Raw genomic sequence first — 13,516 nt, 5'->3', positions numbered from 1 at the left:
CCTCTCCGTTCTCCGTCAGAGTCGACCGGACGGCACGATCCCCGTGGCGGAGAAGACACCCTCCACCCGGTCGCTCGGCGTCTTCTCGCCGGCCTCGACCGCGATGCGCAGACGGTTCTCCGCCGGCGGCAGCGGGCAGGTCGCGAAGTCCGTGTAGGCGCACGGGAGGTTCACGGCCCGGTTGAAGTCGATCACCGTGTCGTCGGAGTCGTCCGCCACCTCGATCGTCACCGTGCGGTTCGCCGCGTAGGTCGTCACGCCGCTCGTCGCATCCGTGAAGAGGATGAACAGCTCGCCCGGCCGATGTCCGGGGAAGGCGAGCAGACGGAAGACCTCCCCGTCGATCGCGAACTCCGCATAGCCGGGGGAGTCGTACACGTGGCTCAGACCGTCGACCGCGGCTCCCACCTCGATCGATCGCGGCGCGATGAAGCGCACGAACCGTGCGGGAACGCGCCAGCCGGGGTCGGCCGGATAGACGGGGGTCCCCGCGTACGCGCGCAGGAATGCGAAGTCCGACCGCCGGGGGCGGAGGATGCCGCGGCCGCCGCGCGTGGCGACCTCCACGACGCCGCCGGAGAAGCCGACCGTGACGCCGTCCCGCTCGGCGATCGGGCCGAAGCGGTGCGTGCCTCCCACGGTCGCGCCCTCGACGATCAGTTCCTCGTCGTGCGCGAGCTCGACCGCGGGGCCCTCGGCGCCGGTGCTCCACAGCCCGGGAAGACCCGGCACCGCGGTCGGCTCCTCCGACAGCCAGAACAGCCCGGTCACGGCGAGGAAGCCGTGCGGATCGGCGCGCCGGCGCTCATGCGCGGCGTGCCAGTCCTCCCACTCCCGGGTGAAGGCCGCGGCATCGATCGTCGCGGGGATGCTCATCGCGCGCTCTCCGTCCCCGCCGAGAGCAGCTGCCCCGTGCGCTCCGGCACCGGAAGGCCGAGGTTGTCCCGCAGGGTCGTGCCCTCGTAGTCGGCGCGCAGCGATCCGCGCTCCTGCAGCAGCGGGACCACCTGGTCGACGAACTCGTCGAGCCCCGACGGCACCAGGTGCGAGCCGAGGACGACGCCGTCGCCTCCGCCCTCCTGCACGAACGTGTCGAGCTGGTCGGCGACCTGCGCGGCCGTGCCCACGTACCCGGCCCTGCCGGCGATCTCGTGGGCGAGGCCGCGCAGGGTCAGCCCCTTCGCCTCGGCGAGCTCGCGCCACGCGCGCACCGTCTCGATGCGGTCCTGGAACACGAACGCACGGCCCTGGATGATGGCGGGCGCCTGCGGGTCGGGGTCGACGTCGGGGAGGGGGCCGTCGGGGTCGTACGCCGAGAGGTCGCGATTCCACACCTGCTCGAACGTCACCTGGATGGTCTTGTCCGTCAGCTGCTGCTCGCGGATGTGACGCTCCTTCTCCTCGGCATCCGCCTGCGAATCGCCCAGGACGAACCCCGCGGCGGGCAGGATCTTGATCTCGTCCGGCCCGCGGCCGAAGCGCGCGGCGCGCTCCCTGATGTCGGCGGAGAACGCCTTGCCCTCCGCGAGCGTCGCATAGGGGGAGAAGATCGCATCGGCCGTGGATGCCGCGAAGTCCCGCCCCTGCGGGGAGACGCCCGCCTGCACGATGACCGGACGGCCCTGCGGGCTGCGCGGCACCGTGAACCGCCCGGAGATGTCGAACTGCGTGCCGCTCTGCGCGAAGGCGCCGGCATCCGCATCCGCGAGGAACACACCGGACTCCTTGTCGGCGAGGATCGCGTCCTGAGCCCACGAGTCCCACAGGCGTCGGACCGCGGCGACGGTCTCCTCCGCCCTGACGTAGCGTTCGCTGTGCGGGAGGAATCCGCCGCGACGGAAGTTGGCTCCGGTGAACGCGTCGAACGACGTGACGACGTTCCACCCCGCCCTGCCTCCGGAGAGGTGGTCGAGGCTGGCGATCTGCCTGGCCAGCTCGTAGGGCTCGTTGAACGTCGTGTTCAGCGTGCCGACGAGGCCGATGTGCTCGGTGACCGCGGCCAGGGCGGCCAGCACGGGGAGCGTGTCGGGTCGCCCGGCGATGTCGTGGTCGAAGATGCGCCCGGCGCGGGCGCGCAGGGCGAGGCCCTCCGCGAGGAAGAAGTAGTCGAAGCGGCCGCGCTCGGCGGTCTGGGCGACGTGTCGGAACGTCGCGAAGTCGATCTGGCTCCCGGCATCCGGGTGCTCCCACAGCGTGTGCTCGTTCACGCCGCCGACGTAGGCGGCGAGGATGATCTGCGTGCGCGGTCTGGTGGTCATGTCGTGTCCTCCGGGTTCTCAGGCGATGGCGTAGCGGTTGGGGACGGTCTCGGCGAGCCCGAGCAGCCCCCGCAGGGTGTCGGCCTCGTAGGACTCGTGGAACAGCCCGCGCGACCGCAGCTCCTCTGCGAGATCTCCCGCGATGCGCGGGAGATCGTCGGTGAGCACGCCGGGGCGCAGTCGCACGCCGTCGTAGCCGATGGCGCCGAGCTGCGCGATGAGGTCGGCGAGCTCGGCGGCCGAGCCCGTGAAGATCCGCGCATCGCTCGTGAGGGGCCGGCCGAGGGCGTCGAGCCTGCGCAGTCGATCGGCGGCGCGCTCACCACCCGGCTCGTCGAGGAGCACGACGATGTCGGCGAAGATCCGCAGGCGCTCGCCCTTCCGCCCCTCGGCCGCCTCGGCCGCGGCGACCTCGTCGAGGATCGACCGGGCGTGCGCGGCATCCGCGGGGGTCACGAAGACCGCATCGGCCGACCGTGCCGCCAGGCGATACGGCACCTCCGCATGGGCGAGGGCCACGACGACGGGCTGCCCCTGCGGCGGGCGCGGCGTGATCGACGGCCCGCGGACGCTGAACCAGCGCCCCTCGAAGTCGACCTCGTGCACTCTGTCGGCGTCGAGGAAGCGGTCGGTGGCGACGTCGCGGATCTCGGCGTCGTCCTCCCAGCTGTCCCAGAGCCGGCGGACGACCTCGACGGAATCGGCGGCCTCGTCGAAGAGCTCGGCGACGAGCGCGTCGAACGCCGGCTCGCCCCACGCCGCATCGGCGCCGGGGTGATCTCGCCGGCCGAAGTGCGCCGCCTCGTCGTGGCGACCGGACACCTTCACCTGCCACCCTGCGCGCCCCTCGCTGGTGTAGTCCAGGGTCGCGACCCCCTTCGAGACGTGGAAGGGCTCGGTGTGGGTGGTGGTGATCGTGGGGATGAGCCCGATGCGCGAGGTCGCCGGCGACACCCGCGATGCGATCAGCAGGGCGTCCAGGCGCCCGCGCACCTCGTCGGTGCGGTCGTCCGGTCGGCCCTGCTCGGAGGACTGCAGCGCGAGCGAGTCCTCGATGGTCGCGAAATCGAGGAGGCCCTCCTCGGCGAGGCGGACGAGGTCGACCCAGTACCCGGGTGTGAACAGCTCGGCCGGGCGGGACGAGGGCTCGCGCCAGGCGGAGGGATGCCAGCCGGCGCCCTCGAGGGCGACGCCGATGCGCAGTCGTGAACTCATTGTGTGTGCTCCAGTTCTCAGGCGGTGGATGTCAGGAGGAGGGGACGAGGGCGGATGCCGCCGGCACCCAGCCGAGGCGGGGGAGGACGGCGTGGCGGATGTCGGAGAGGATCTGCCGGTAGTCGTCGAGGGCGAGCGCATAGGGCAGCGCGATGCGCAGCTCGGTGCGTCCGTCGATCGCAGGGTCGGCGAGCAGGCGCTCGACGATGTCGTCGGCGGTGCCGAACAGATCGCGCTGGAAGACGTGGCCGCCGACCGGCGCTTCGGTGCGCGCCTGGCGGCTCTCGGCGAACGCCGTGTACCGCGCGCGCTGCGAGGAGGTGGCGCTGTCGAGCGGCAGGATCACCCGCTCGACCCCCACCGACGGCGCGCCGGGACCGGAGTGATGCGTGTAGTAGTCGTCGATGTGCGCGCGCTGGGCGGTCTCGAAGTCGTCTCCGGATGCGCTCGCCGTGATGTTGCCGAGCAGGAGCTTGAGTCCGCGCTGGGCGGCCCAGTGCACCGAGCGGGCGGAGCCGCCGCCGAGCCAGACGCGGTCGCGCAGGTCCGCGATGTGCGGCTGCACGCGGGGTGTCTGGGGCCCGTACGGCGTGGTGATGTCCGGACCCAGTGCGCGACCCTCCACGGCCTCCAGGAATCGGGAGATCAGCTCGTACGGATCCACGGCCTCCTCCTCGCCGCGGCCGAGGTGGCGGAGCAGGTCGCCGTGCGGCGCCGAGGAGCTGATGCCCACGTTGAGCCGGCCGCCCGACAGCGCGTCCACGGTCGCGAAGTCCTCGGCGAGCCGGAACGGCGTCTCGTAGCCGAGCGGCACCACCGCCGTCTCCAGGCGGATGGTGTCGGTGCGCTGCGTCGCGGCGGCGAGGAAGGTCAGCGCCGAGGAGACCCCGCGTTCGAGGTGCCGCTGGCGGATGCCGGCCACCTGGAACCCGATCTCCTCGGCGAACTCGAACAGCCGCAGGGTCTCCTCGAGACCTCCGGACGGATCCGCCTCCGGATAATTGCCGGCGAGCGTGAACCCGGCCTCGGAGATGGTGTGGCCGTGCGGGTGTGCGGTCATCGGTGCGGGTCCTTCCCTGCGACGTGGAGTGCCGATGGGCGATGTTCTCACCGCGCCGCGGAGCCGCCAACGCGACGGTCACGCGCTGTCGCCCACGGTCACCGCCCGACCCCGACGGTTAAGCGGTGACGCGAGACGTCACCGGGCGACACAGGACGGAGGCAATACGACGGAGCCGACCCGTGTTGCTCCTAACGTGGGTGCACGCCACCCCGAGAGCCCCTCACGAACGGACCGGTCCCATGACGCACGCACCCACCGACGACCACGTCCTCGACAACCCCGCGTGGCACGCCCTCACGGGGCCGCACGCCTCGTTCGCCGTCGGCGGCGACCTGGTGCGCCGCTACCCGGCCGACGTCGCTCCGTTCGTCGCGGTGCGGACCTGGGAGCATCCGCACGTCTGGCAGGAGCTCACCGAGCTGGTGGGTCCAGGACAGGAGGTGGGCATCTCCGCCGCCGACCCCGAACTGCCGGAGGGGTGGGAGGAGCTCGGACGCGGTGCGGGCGTGCAGCTGGTGGAGACGGATGCCCTGCGCCCCCGCCCCGATGAGGAGGCGGTGCTGCTCGGCGCCGCGGACGTCCCCGAGATGCTCGCGCTCGTCGAACGCAACCAGCCAGGGCCCTTCCGTCCGCGCACCCACGAGCTGGGCCGGTACGTCGGCATCCGCCGCGACGGCAGGCTGATCGCGATGGCGGGTGAGCGGCTGCATCCCGAGGGGTGGACCGAGATCAGCGCCGTCGCCACCGACGCCGAGCACCGCGGACAGGGCCTGGCCTCGCGGCTGGTGCTCGACGTGGCGTTCCACATCCAGGAACGAGGCGACCGGGCGCTCCTGCACGCGGCGGCGACGAACACGGGGGCGATCCGCGTCTACGAGCGTCTGGGTTTCACGCTCCGACGGCGCACCACCTTCCTCTCGGTCCGCACCCCCGTGGACGCGGACGACCGGGTCCTTGCCGGTTAGCCGTTCACGGCCTTCTCGATCGCGGCCTCCAGGTCGCCCCAGGCGGTCAGCTCGAGCTGCGTCCCGTCGAGGAAGAACGACGGGGTGCTCTGCACGCCGAGCGCGACGCCGTCCGCCTTGTCGGCCTCGATGCGCGCGAGCGTCGCCGGATCCGCGACCGCCTCGTCGTACGCGGCCAGGTCGAGACCGAGCTGCTCGGCGAACCCGCGGAACACCTCGGGGGTCTCGACGGTCTTCTCGCCCCACTGCGCCTGGGTCTCGAAGAGCATCGCGTACATGTCCTCGAAGCGGTCCTGCTGCGCCGCGGCCTCGGCGGCCAGCGCCGCCTGGGTCGAGTTGATGTGACCTGGCAGCGGGAAGTAGCGCACGACGTAGGTGATCTCGCCGTCGTACTTCTCGCGGAGGTCTTCGACGATCGGGTGGAAGGCGCCGCACGCCTCGCACTCGAAGTCGAGGAACTCGACGAGGGTCACGGCGCCCTCTCCGGCGTCGTCGAGGACGTGCGAGTCGGTGCGGACGGTCTCGCCGTCTCCCGACGGGGCGGACGCGCGCTGATTGAGGGCGAACACGATGGCGCCGATCGCGACGAGGACGATGACGGCGAGGGTGATGATGAGGGCTTTGAACGAGGTCTTCATGGGGTCTCCGAACACAGGACGAACAGGGGTGAGCACAGCGGATGCCGCAGAGAGCGGCGGCGCGGCTCAGGTTCGCGAGACGGAGAGCTGGGTGAGGGTGAGGGCGAGGACGTGCAGACGGGGGCCGGCTCTGCTCGGCAGCAGCGCGCGCACGGCCACGCCGGTGGTGACGACCAGCCTGTCGGCCGCCACGCGCAGGACCAGGAGCACCAGCAGGAAGCAGCAGATCACCGCGACGACGCCGAGGCCGGCATCCGAGGTGAGGACGTCGGCCGTCGTCGGGCCGTGGTGATCGGCCGCGGCGGTCCCCGCCGGTGCGTCCGCCGCGACGCACAGCGTCGCGTGGGCGTCGCTCTCGCCGTGCGACGACGACCAGGCCCCGACGACGAGCAGCAGTGCGAGCCCGAGCGCGATGGCGATCCTGACGATCAGCATTCGCTCGGTCCGGGGCGGCGACGACGGACGGGGCATCGCCGGGCAGTCTAGCAACGCCGCCTCTGCGGACAGGGGCCGGTGCTCAGCCGACGCGCCTACACTGAAGACGTGGCGAGATTGTTGATCGTCGGCGGCTTCCTGGCCGCCGTCTTCTGGGTGTTCAGCATCGTCGACTGCGCAGTGCAGCCGGCGACGCGGCACCGCGGTGTGCCCAAGTCGGGGTGGATCGCCATCGTCGTCCTCATCCCCGTCGTCGGAGGCGTGCTGTGGTTCGCGCTCGGCCGGCGCCGTGGTGATGATCGCTCCGCGAGGGTGTTCGCTCCCGACGACGACCCCGCCTTCCTGCGCAGCATCGACAAGAAGGAGCAGGACGCCCGCATCGCCGAGCTCGAGGCGGAGCTCGCACGCCTCGAGGACGAGGGCGACGGGACTGCGACGGACGCGCGTCCGTGACGTCGTCTCCTGCGACGGATGCCGCGGCGTCCCTGATCTCAGACCTCATCGCGCACGGCGTGCGCGATCTCGTGCTCTCACCGGGCTCCCGCTCTCAGGCGCTCGCGCTCGCCGCGGTGGCCGCCGCCGGACGCGGGGTGCTCCGCGTTCATGTGCGCATCGACGAGCGCGTCGCCGGGTTCACGGCCCTCGGGCTGTCGCGGGAGACCCGCGTGCCCACCGCTGTCGTCTGCACCTCAGGCACGGCCGTCGCGAATCTGCTGCCTGCGGTCATGGAGGCCTTCCACTCCGGCGTGCCGATGCTCCTGCTCACGGCCGACCGGCCCCCGGAGCTCCGCGGAGTCGGTGCCAACCAGGCGACGATCCAGCCGGGGATCTTCGGGCCGTTCGTGCGTGCGCAGCTCGATGCGCCGGTGCCGGGAGACGGTGACTGGACCAGGCTCGCCTCCGCGGCCGTCGCGACCGCCCTGGGCGGGGATGCCGCGCACGGACTCCCCGGCGTCGCCGGCCCCGTGCACCTGAACCTCCCCATCCGCGAGCCGCTGTCGAGCGGGTCCCCGGTCATCGACGTCGACCCCGGTGAGGCCCCGCGCCACGGCGAGGGCACGCCGATCGTCCTCGAACGCGGTCCGCGGACGGTCGTCATCGCCGGCGCCGACGCCGGGCCGCGCGCCGAGGAGATCGCCCACGAGGGCTCCTGGCCGCTCATCGCCGAGATCGTCAGCGGCGCCCGCTTCGGCAGGCGGCTCGTGCACGGCTACCGAGCGCTTCTCGGCGAGCCGGAGCTCGGCGGGCGCATCGAGCGCGCCGTGGTGCTCGGCCACCCCACGCTCAGCCGAGAGGTGTCGCGCCTGCTCTCCCGCACCGACGTCGACGTCGTCGCCGTGCGGCACGGGGGAGAGGATCTGGACCTCAACGGACGCACGCGCCCCGCGGCATCCGTCGTCGTCGCCCCGGGGGAGCCGGATCGCGACTGGCTCGGCGCGTGGCTCACGGCATCCGCCTCCCTCGCAATCGACCTCAGCGAGCGGGCCCCCGATGCCGACGGACTCGCCTCGACCGACGTCGCGGCGCGGAGGGACGCGGTGCGGGCCGAGCTCGCCGCCGTGCGTCGCCCGCTCGATCGCGAGCTGCTCGCCGACGCCGTGTGGCGCGCGACCTGGCCGCACGACCGGCTCGTGTTCGGGTCGTCACGGCTCGTGCGCGTCGCCGACGCCGTGCTGGGCGGCAAGAAGGTGCCCGTGCACGCCAACCGCGGGCTCGCGGGCATCGACGGAACGATCGCCACCGCCACGGGCATCGCCGTGGCCAGCCAGGCCGAGGGCGCGCACGGTGTGACCCGCGTGCTGCTCGGCGACCTGGCCTTCCTGCACGACGTGGGGGCGCTGCTGCTGCCACCGGACGAGACCGCGCCCCGGCTGCAGGTCATCGTCGGCAACGACGGCGGCGGCACGATCTTCGACGGACTGGAGGTCGCGGCATCCGCACCCGCCGCCGACCTCGACCGCGCCTTCTACACGCCGCACGCCGTGCAGCTCGAGCAGCTCGCCCTCGCGTACGGCTGGGAACACCACCGCGTCACGACGCGCTCCGCGCTCGACCAGGTGCTCACCGCCCCGTCGGGAGGGCGTCAGCTCATCGAGGTGCCGCTGCCGCGCTGACTGGCATGATGTGTGCATGAACGCACACGCCTGGACACGCGAGCTGCAGGTCGGCGAGGGGTTCCGCCTCTCTGACGTCGACCCCGACGGCAAGCCCGGATTCTCCGGTGGCAAGACCGAGGGGGCGCACGCCCTGGTATCCGGACTCGACGACCTCAACCACCTGCAGGAACGGCTGTTCGCGGAGAGCCGTGCGGGGGTCGCGAAGGATGCCGTGCTGCTGGTGCTGCAGGCGATGGACTCCGCGGGCAAGGGCGGCATCGTGCGGCACGTCGTCGGCGGGGTCGACCCGCAGGGCGTCTCGCTGGCCGCGTTCAAGGCGCCGACCGCGGAGGAGCGGGAGCACGACTTCCTGTGGCGTATCGAGAAGCGCCTGCCCGAACCCGGCTTCATCGGGGTGTTCGACCGCTCGCACTACGAGGACGTGCTGATCGGACGCGTGCGCGCGCTGGCGGAGCCGGACGAGATCGAGCGCAGGTACGGGGCGATCAACGACTTCGAGGCGGAGGCCGCGGCCTCCGGCATCCGCATCGTCAAGGTCATGCTGCACATCTCGCGCGACGAGCAGAAGGCGCGGCTCATGGAGCGGCTGGAGCGCCCGGACAAGCACTGGAAGTACAACCCGGGCGACGTCGACGAGCGGCTTCGGTGGGACGACTACATGGCCGCGTATCAGACCGTGTTCGAGCGCACGTCGACCGAGGTCGCCCCGTGGCACGTGGTTCCGGCGAACGCCAAGTGGTACGCCCGGTTGGCGGTGCAGGAGCTGCTGCTCGCGGCGCTGGAGGACATCGATCCGCAGTGGCCGGCCGCCGAGTTCGACGTCGAGGCGGAGAAGAAGCGGCTCGCCGCGAGCTGATCCCGGCCCGCCTGGAGCGGCCGGCGCGCACGCGGTGCACAACTCCTCAAGAATCCTCCTCAGAGGGCCGGATCCGGTCCGGTCGGGCGGTTTCCCCGCGTTCTGTGAGGAGTTGTGAACGCGCTCAGGCGAGGGCGTCGACCAGAGGGCGGAACTTCACCCTGGTCTCCAGCAGCTCGGACTCCGGGTCGGAACCGGCGACGATGCCCGCACCCGCGTACGCCGTGACGGCGATGTCGTCGGGGCCGGTCTCGAACTGGGCGCAGCGCAGCGCGATCGCCCACTCGCCGTTGCCTGCGGCATCCACCCAGCCGACCGGTCCGGCGTAGCGGCCGCGGTCGAAGGGTTCGAGCTCGCGGATCGCGGCGATGGCGTCGGGGGTCGGCGTTCCGGCGACGGCGGCGGTCGGATGCAGCGCGCCGATGAGGTCGAGCGCGGACTCGCCGTCTGCCAACTCCCCCTCGACGTCGGTCGCGAGGTGGAACAGATTGGGGAGCTTCAGCAGGAACGGCTGTTCGCTCGCCGCCAGCGCCCTGGTGTGTGGTCGGAGAGACGCGAGCACGCTCTGCACGGCGTACTCGTGCTCGTCGAGGTCCTTGGTGCTGGACGCCAGCGATGCGGCGGCAGCGGTGTCGGCATCCGCATCGGCGCCGCGCCCGATGGTGCCTGCCAGAACCCGTGCGGTCACCGTGCGGCTCCGCACGGTCACGAGGGTTTCCGGGCTCGCACCGATCAGCCCGTCGACGGCGAACGCCCAGGTGTCGGGGTATCCACTCGACAGTGCACGCACGAGGCGGCGCAGGTCGGATCCGGCGGGGATGCTGCCGGTGAGGTCGCGCGCCAGCACGACCTTGCTCAGCTCGCCGTCGGCGATGCGGCCGAGCGCCTGCCGCACGGAGTCCTGGTATCCCTGGGGGCTCTGCGCGCCCGGTCCGACCGTTCCCGCCCAGTGCGGCCCGTACTCCCGGGGCTCGGGGTCCGCGGACGTCGCCGGGTCGGACGAGCTGCGGATGCGGGTCAGCCAGGTGCGGCCGCGGTGACGGCCGATGACGGCGGAGGGCACGACGAGGATGCTGTCGACGGCGGAGTCCTCATCGAAGGAGAGGGCGCCGAAGGCGACCAGTCCGGTACCGGGGAGGCCGAGGGGATCGTCGATCTCGGCATCCTGCACCAGATCGCGCCAGAGTCGAGCGGCGATCGCCGACCGGAGCGGGCCACGGCCGGCCGGGATGCGGATGCTCTCCACGACACCGGATCCGACGGCGACGATCCCGTCGCCGCGGCGCAGCCACGCGAGCGGGTCCGCGGGGTCGGCGTACGCCAAAGGGTCTTCGACCGGGTCGATCTCGCGGGTCTCCACGACCAGCCTCGTGCTCACCCCTCCAGCCTAGTTCGTCGGTCCGGGCGGTCTCCCCGCCCGCGCCACGTCTCCGCGTCTGTCCGCTTCGTCCTCCAGGTGTCTTCGCCCAACTCCACGGGCACGAGAGCACGGCGGGGGGCGCAGCGGCGGGCGTGGGGGTGGGGGCGCATACGCTGAGGGCATGAGCGATGCACGCCCCGCACCCGGCACCGAGATGATCATGCAGTGGCGCAAGTGGGACGGCTCCCCGCACTGGCGGCACGAGTGCGTGTACCTCGGCTCCGACCGATGGGGCGACTGGATCGGACAGCCGGTCGGCTGGCGGAGTGCTCGTCCGGGTCGCGAGTTCGCGGCGGACGGGCTCAATGTCACTCTCGTCCCCGCCGGTCGAGAGGACTTCGCGCTCACGGTGAACCGCGACCACCCCAAGGGCATGCGGATCTACATCGATCTGGGCTGGGACGTGCACTGGTCCGACGACCCGCTTCTCGTGACCGGGATCGACATGGACCTCGATGTCGTGCGGGTGACGGGGGAGCGCGGCACCTGGGTCGACGATCGTGACGAGTGGGCCGAGCACAGCGCCGAGTACGGCTATCCGCCCGCGGTCATGGCCCACCTCGAGGCGCTCGCGCTCGATCTCGAGGAGGGGGTGCGGGCGCAGCATCCGCCCTTCGACGACGCCACGGCGGATGCCTGGCTCGACCGCCTCGCCGCGCTCGACCTCGGGCCTGGTGGGCAGGGCGGGCGCTCAGCCGGGCGCGCCTAGACTGAACCCGTGACCCCGAACGAGCCCAACCGCGCAGATCTCGGCAAGGACCCCGCCCGCGTCAGCGGCATGTTCGACCAGGTCGCGGCGGGATACGACCGCACGAACACGGCCATGACGGTCGGCAACGACGCGCTGTGGCGCGCCGCGACGACACGCGCCGTCGCCCCGAAGCCGGGGGAGCGCATCCTCGACCTCGGCGCGGGCACCGCCTCGTCGTCGGCCTCTCTCGCTCGGAGCGGCGCCGAGGTCGTCGCCGCCGACTTCTCTCCCGGCATGCTGGCCGAGGGCAAGCGTCGGCACGGCGGCATGCGCAACCTGTCGTTCGTCGAGGCGGACGCCACCGACCTGCCCTTCGCGGATGCCGAGTTCGACGCCGTCACGATGTCGTACTCGCTGCGCAACGTGAACGACCCGAAGAAGGCGCTGCGCGAACTGTTCCGCGTGACGAAACCCGGCGGGAGGCTCGTGATCAACGAGTTCTCCACCCCGCCACGGAAGCTGTTCCGGGGTGCGTACCGCTTCTACAACGCGCAGGTGCTCCCGCGGGTGGCGCGCGTCGCCGGCACCAACGGCGACGCCTACGACTACCTGAACGAGTCCATCCGCGAGTGGCCAGACCAGCGCAGGCTCTCCGCCTGGATCCGCGAGGCGGGCTGGACGGATGTCGCGTACCGCAATCTGTCCTTCGGCATCGTGGCCCTGCACCGTGCCCGCAAGCCCGAATGATCGAGGGGTCGCGCCGCGCAGGTAGGCTGGGTTCGTGACTTCGAGCCCCATCGCCCCGGGTTCGCGACTGGCGAGCCGTCTCGGCTTCAGCGACCGCGTCTTCATCGGACCCGCCGCTCGCCGTGTCGCGCGCGCCATCGAAGACGGACTCGAGCTCGTCGAGACCGGACTGGCCGAGGACGTGCGCGTCGCCGACCCGCTCGCCGACGCGACCAGCCGCTACCTGTACGAGGCCGGGGGCAAGCGCATCCGCCCCGTGCTCACCCTCCTCGCCGCCCAGCTCGGCGACGGCAGCACGGAGGCCGTGATCGACATCGCCAAGGCGCTGGAGATCACCCACCTCGGCTCGCTGTATCACGACGACGTCATGGACGGCGCCGACCGGCGCCGTGGAGTGCCCGCGGCGCAGACCGTGTGGGGCAACAACATCGCCATCCTCACCGGCGACATCCTGTTCTCGCGCGCCAGCCAGCTCATGGCCCGCCACGGCGACCGCGCGATCCGTCTGCAGGCCGACACCTTCGAGAGGCTCGTGCTCGGCCAGATGCACGAGACGATCGGTGCCCAGCCCGGCGACGACCCCATCGAGTTCTACATCCAGGTGCTCGCCGACAAGACCGGATCCCTCATCGCCGCCGCGACGCAGGCCGGCGTCATCTTCTCGAACGCCTCCGCGGAGTACGAGGAGCCGATGCGCGTGTACGGCGAGAAGATCGGCGTGGCGTTCCAGCTCCTCGACGATGTAATCGATCTCTCGGCCAAGCCCGAAGACACCGGCAAGGTGCCGGGGACCGACCTCCGCGCGGGCGTCCCCACCATGCCGTACCTGCTGCTGAAGGCCGAGCCCGACGCGGCATCCGCCGACCTCGCCGCCCGGATCGACGAGGGGGTCGCCCTCATCGCCGACGGCGCAGACCCCTCGATCCTCGACGGACCTCTGGCCGAGCTGCGCGATCACGCGTCGACGCAGAAGACCCTCGAGCTCGCACTCTCCTGGACGCAGGACGCCATCGACGCGCTCGCGCCGCTGCCGAAGGGCACGGTCCGCGACGCGCTCACGCGCTTCGCCGAGTCGCTGGCCGAACGCTCCAGCTGACCCTCGCCGCTCCGC

At 72.0% G+C, this 13,516-nt stretch carries 14 protein-coding genes; 7 read left to right on the top strand and 7 right to left on the bottom strand.

Annotation, left to right across the window (positions count from 1 at the left end):
• Positions 1-15: 15 nt before the first annotated feature.
• The 4 genes from ACFY5A_RS01510 to ACFY5A_RS01495 are packed head-to-tail and all read right to left on the bottom strand — an operon-like array spanning position 16 to position 4,533.
• A complete protein-coding gene (locus ACFY5A_RS01510; protein WP_387231354.1) occupies positions 16-876 on the bottom strand; it encodes a DUF1684 domain-containing protein in 861 nt (286 codons plus the stop codon).
• Positions 873-2,258 carry an NtaA/DmoA family FMN-dependent monooxygenase gene (locus tag ACFY5A_RS01505; RefSeq protein ID WP_223585963.1) on the bottom strand — a complete coding sequence of 462 codons (1,386 nt, stop codon included), beginning with the start codon at positions 2,256-2,258 and terminating at the stop codon, positions 873-875. Before ACFY5A_RS01505 ends, ACFY5A_RS01510 begins: the two co-directional genes overlap by 4 nt.
• 18 nt (positions 2,259-2,276) lie before the next feature.
• Positions 2,277-3,473 (bottom strand): LLM class flavin-dependent oxidoreductase, encoded by a 1,197-nt coding sequence (locus tag ACFY5A_RS01500; protein ID WP_387231352.1) that lies wholly within the window; start codon positions 3,471-3,473, stop codon positions 2,277-2,279.
• 31 nt (positions 3,474-3,504) lie between these two features.
• The gene (locus ACFY5A_RS01495; RefSeq protein ID WP_387231350.1) at positions 3,505-4,533 is read right to left on the bottom strand and encodes an LLM class flavin-dependent oxidoreductase; all 1,029 of its coding nucleotides are present in this window, start codon (positions 4,531-4,533) and stop codon (positions 3,505-3,507) included.
• Positions 4,534-4,775: 242 nt separating this feature from the next.
• On the opposite strand from ACFY5A_RS01495, the gene ACFY5A_RS01490 reads away from it, so the two are divergent.
• Entirely contained in the window at positions 4,776-5,501 is a 726-nt protein-coding gene (locus ACFY5A_RS01490) for a GNAT family N-acetyltransferase (protein WP_387231348.1), read from the top strand.
• Here ACFY5A_RS01490 and ACFY5A_RS01485 read toward each other — a convergent pair.
• Both ACFY5A_RS01485 and ACFY5A_RS01480 read right to left on the bottom strand, forming a co-directional pair.
• Positions 5,498-6,139 carry a DsbA family protein gene (locus tag ACFY5A_RS01485; RefSeq protein WP_387231346.1) on the bottom strand — a complete coding sequence of 214 codons (642 nt, stop codon included), beginning with the start codon at positions 6,137-6,139 and terminating at the stop codon, positions 5,498-5,500. The two genes, ACFY5A_RS01490 and ACFY5A_RS01485, sit on opposite strands and share 4 nt — an antisense overlap.
• A 66-nt stretch (positions 6,140-6,205) precedes the next feature.
• Positions 6,206-6,574, bottom strand: coding sequence for a hypothetical protein (locus tag ACFY5A_RS01480; protein WP_387231344.1), 369 nt, complete (start codon positions 6,572-6,574; stop codon positions 6,206-6,208).
• 108 nt (positions 6,575-6,682) lie between these two features.
• On the opposite strand from ACFY5A_RS01480, the gene ACFY5A_RS01475 reads away from it, so the two are divergent.
• Genes ACFY5A_RS01475 through ACFY5A_RS01465 form a run of 3 tightly spaced genes read left to right on the top strand, consistent with a single transcriptional unit; the run spans position 6,683 to position 9,547 of the window.
• A complete protein-coding gene (locus ACFY5A_RS01475; RefSeq protein WP_341941408.1) occupies positions 6,683-7,027 on the top strand; it encodes a PLD nuclease N-terminal domain-containing protein in 345 nt (114 codons plus the stop codon).
• On the top strand, positions 7,024-8,688 hold the full coding sequence (gene menD, locus ACFY5A_RS01470; protein WP_387231342.1) for a 2-succinyl-5-enolpyruvyl-6-hydroxy-3-cyclohexene-1-carboxylic-acid synthase: 1,665 nt from the start codon (positions 7,024-7,026) through the stop codon (positions 8,686-8,688). The genes ACFY5A_RS01475 and menD overlap by 4 nt, the downstream gene beginning before the upstream one ends.
• Positions 8,689-8,704: 16 nt before the next feature.
• The gene (locus ACFY5A_RS01465) at positions 8,705-9,547 is read left to right on the top strand and encodes a PPK2 family polyphosphate kinase (RefSeq protein WP_341941410.1); all 843 of its coding nucleotides are present in this window, start codon (positions 8,705-8,707) and stop codon (positions 9,545-9,547) included.
• A 124-nt stretch (positions 9,548-9,671) separates the two neighbouring features.
• Here the strand turns inward: ACFY5A_RS01465 and ACFY5A_RS01460 are convergent, their stop codons facing one another.
• A complete protein-coding gene (locus tag ACFY5A_RS01460) occupies positions 9,672-10,925 on the bottom strand; it encodes an isochorismate synthase MenF (RefSeq protein WP_105673766.1) in 1,254 nt (417 codons plus the stop codon).
• Between the two features lie 163 nt (positions 10,926-11,088).
• Here ACFY5A_RS01460 and ACFY5A_RS01455 point away from each other — a divergent pair, with 163 nt between their 5' ends.
• The 3 genes from ACFY5A_RS01455 to ACFY5A_RS01445 all read left to right on the top strand — a co-directional run bounded on the left by ACFY5A_RS01455 (position 11,089) and on the right by ACFY5A_RS01445 (position 13,501).
• A complete protein-coding gene (locus ACFY5A_RS01455) occupies positions 11,089-11,676 on the top strand; it encodes a hypothetical protein (RefSeq protein WP_387231339.1) in 588 nt (195 codons plus the stop codon).
• 69 nt (positions 11,677-11,745) lie between these two features.
• Entirely contained in the window at positions 11,746-12,405 is a 660-nt protein-coding gene (locus ACFY5A_RS01450; RefSeq protein ID WP_223587448.1) for a ubiquinone/menaquinone biosynthesis methyltransferase, read from the top strand.
• 34 nt (positions 12,406-12,439) lie between these two features.
• Entirely contained in the window at positions 12,440-13,501 is a 1,062-nt protein-coding gene (locus ACFY5A_RS01445; RefSeq protein WP_105673760.1) for a polyprenyl synthetase family protein, read from the top strand.
• Positions 13,502-13,516: the final 15 nt, after the last annotated feature.

The organism is Microbacterium sp. NPDC012755, assembly GCF_042901325.1.
Lineage (GTDB): Bacteria > Actinomycetota > Actinomycetes > Actinomycetales > Microbacteriaceae > Microbacterium > Microbacterium natoriense.
The sequence above is the reverse complement of the archived record's forward strand: the minus strand, read 5'-3'. Positions and strand labels throughout refer to the sequence as shown.

What these genes read in the sequence shown, in the direction of transcription:
- ACFY5A_RS01510 (WP_387231354.1), bottom strand. Translation starts at nt 876, where the DNA reads ATGAGCATCCCCGCGACGATCGATGCCGCGGCCTTCACCCGGGAGTGG.
- ACFY5A_RS01505 (WP_223585963.1), bottom strand. Translation starts at nt 2,258, where the DNA reads ATGACCACCAGACCGCGCACGCAGATCATCCTCGCCGCCTACGTCGGC.
- ACFY5A_RS01500 (WP_387231352.1), bottom strand. Translation starts at nt 3,473, where the DNA reads ATGAGTTCACGACTGCGCATCGGCGTCGCCCTCGAGGGCGCCGGCTGG.
- ACFY5A_RS01495 (WP_387231350.1), bottom strand. Translation starts at nt 4,533, where the DNA reads ATGACCGCACACCCGCACGGCCACACCATCTCCGAGGCCGGGTTCACG.
- ACFY5A_RS01490 (WP_387231348.1), top strand. Translation starts at nt 4,776, where the DNA reads ATGACGCACGCACCCACCGACGACCACGTCCTCGACAACCCCGCGTGG.
- ACFY5A_RS01485 (WP_387231346.1), bottom strand. Translation starts at nt 6,139, where the DNA reads ATGAAGACCTCGTTCAAAGCCCTCATCATCACCCTCGCCGTCATCGTC.
- ACFY5A_RS01480 (WP_387231344.1), bottom strand. Translation starts at nt 6,574, where the DNA reads ATGCTGATCGTCAGGATCGCCATCGCGCTCGGGCTCGCACTGCTGCTC.
- ACFY5A_RS01465 (WP_341941410.1), top strand. Translation starts at nt 8,705, where the DNA reads ATGAACGCACACGCCTGGACACGCGAGCTGCAGGTCGGCGAGGGGTTC.
- ACFY5A_RS01455 (WP_387231339.1), top strand. Translation starts at nt 11,089, where the DNA reads ATGAGCGATGCACGCCCCGCACCCGGCACCGAGATGATCATGCAGTGG.
- ACFY5A_RS01450 (WP_223587448.1), top strand. Translation starts at nt 11,746, where the DNA reads ATGTTCGACCAGGTCGCGGCGGGATACGACCGCACGAACACGGCCATG.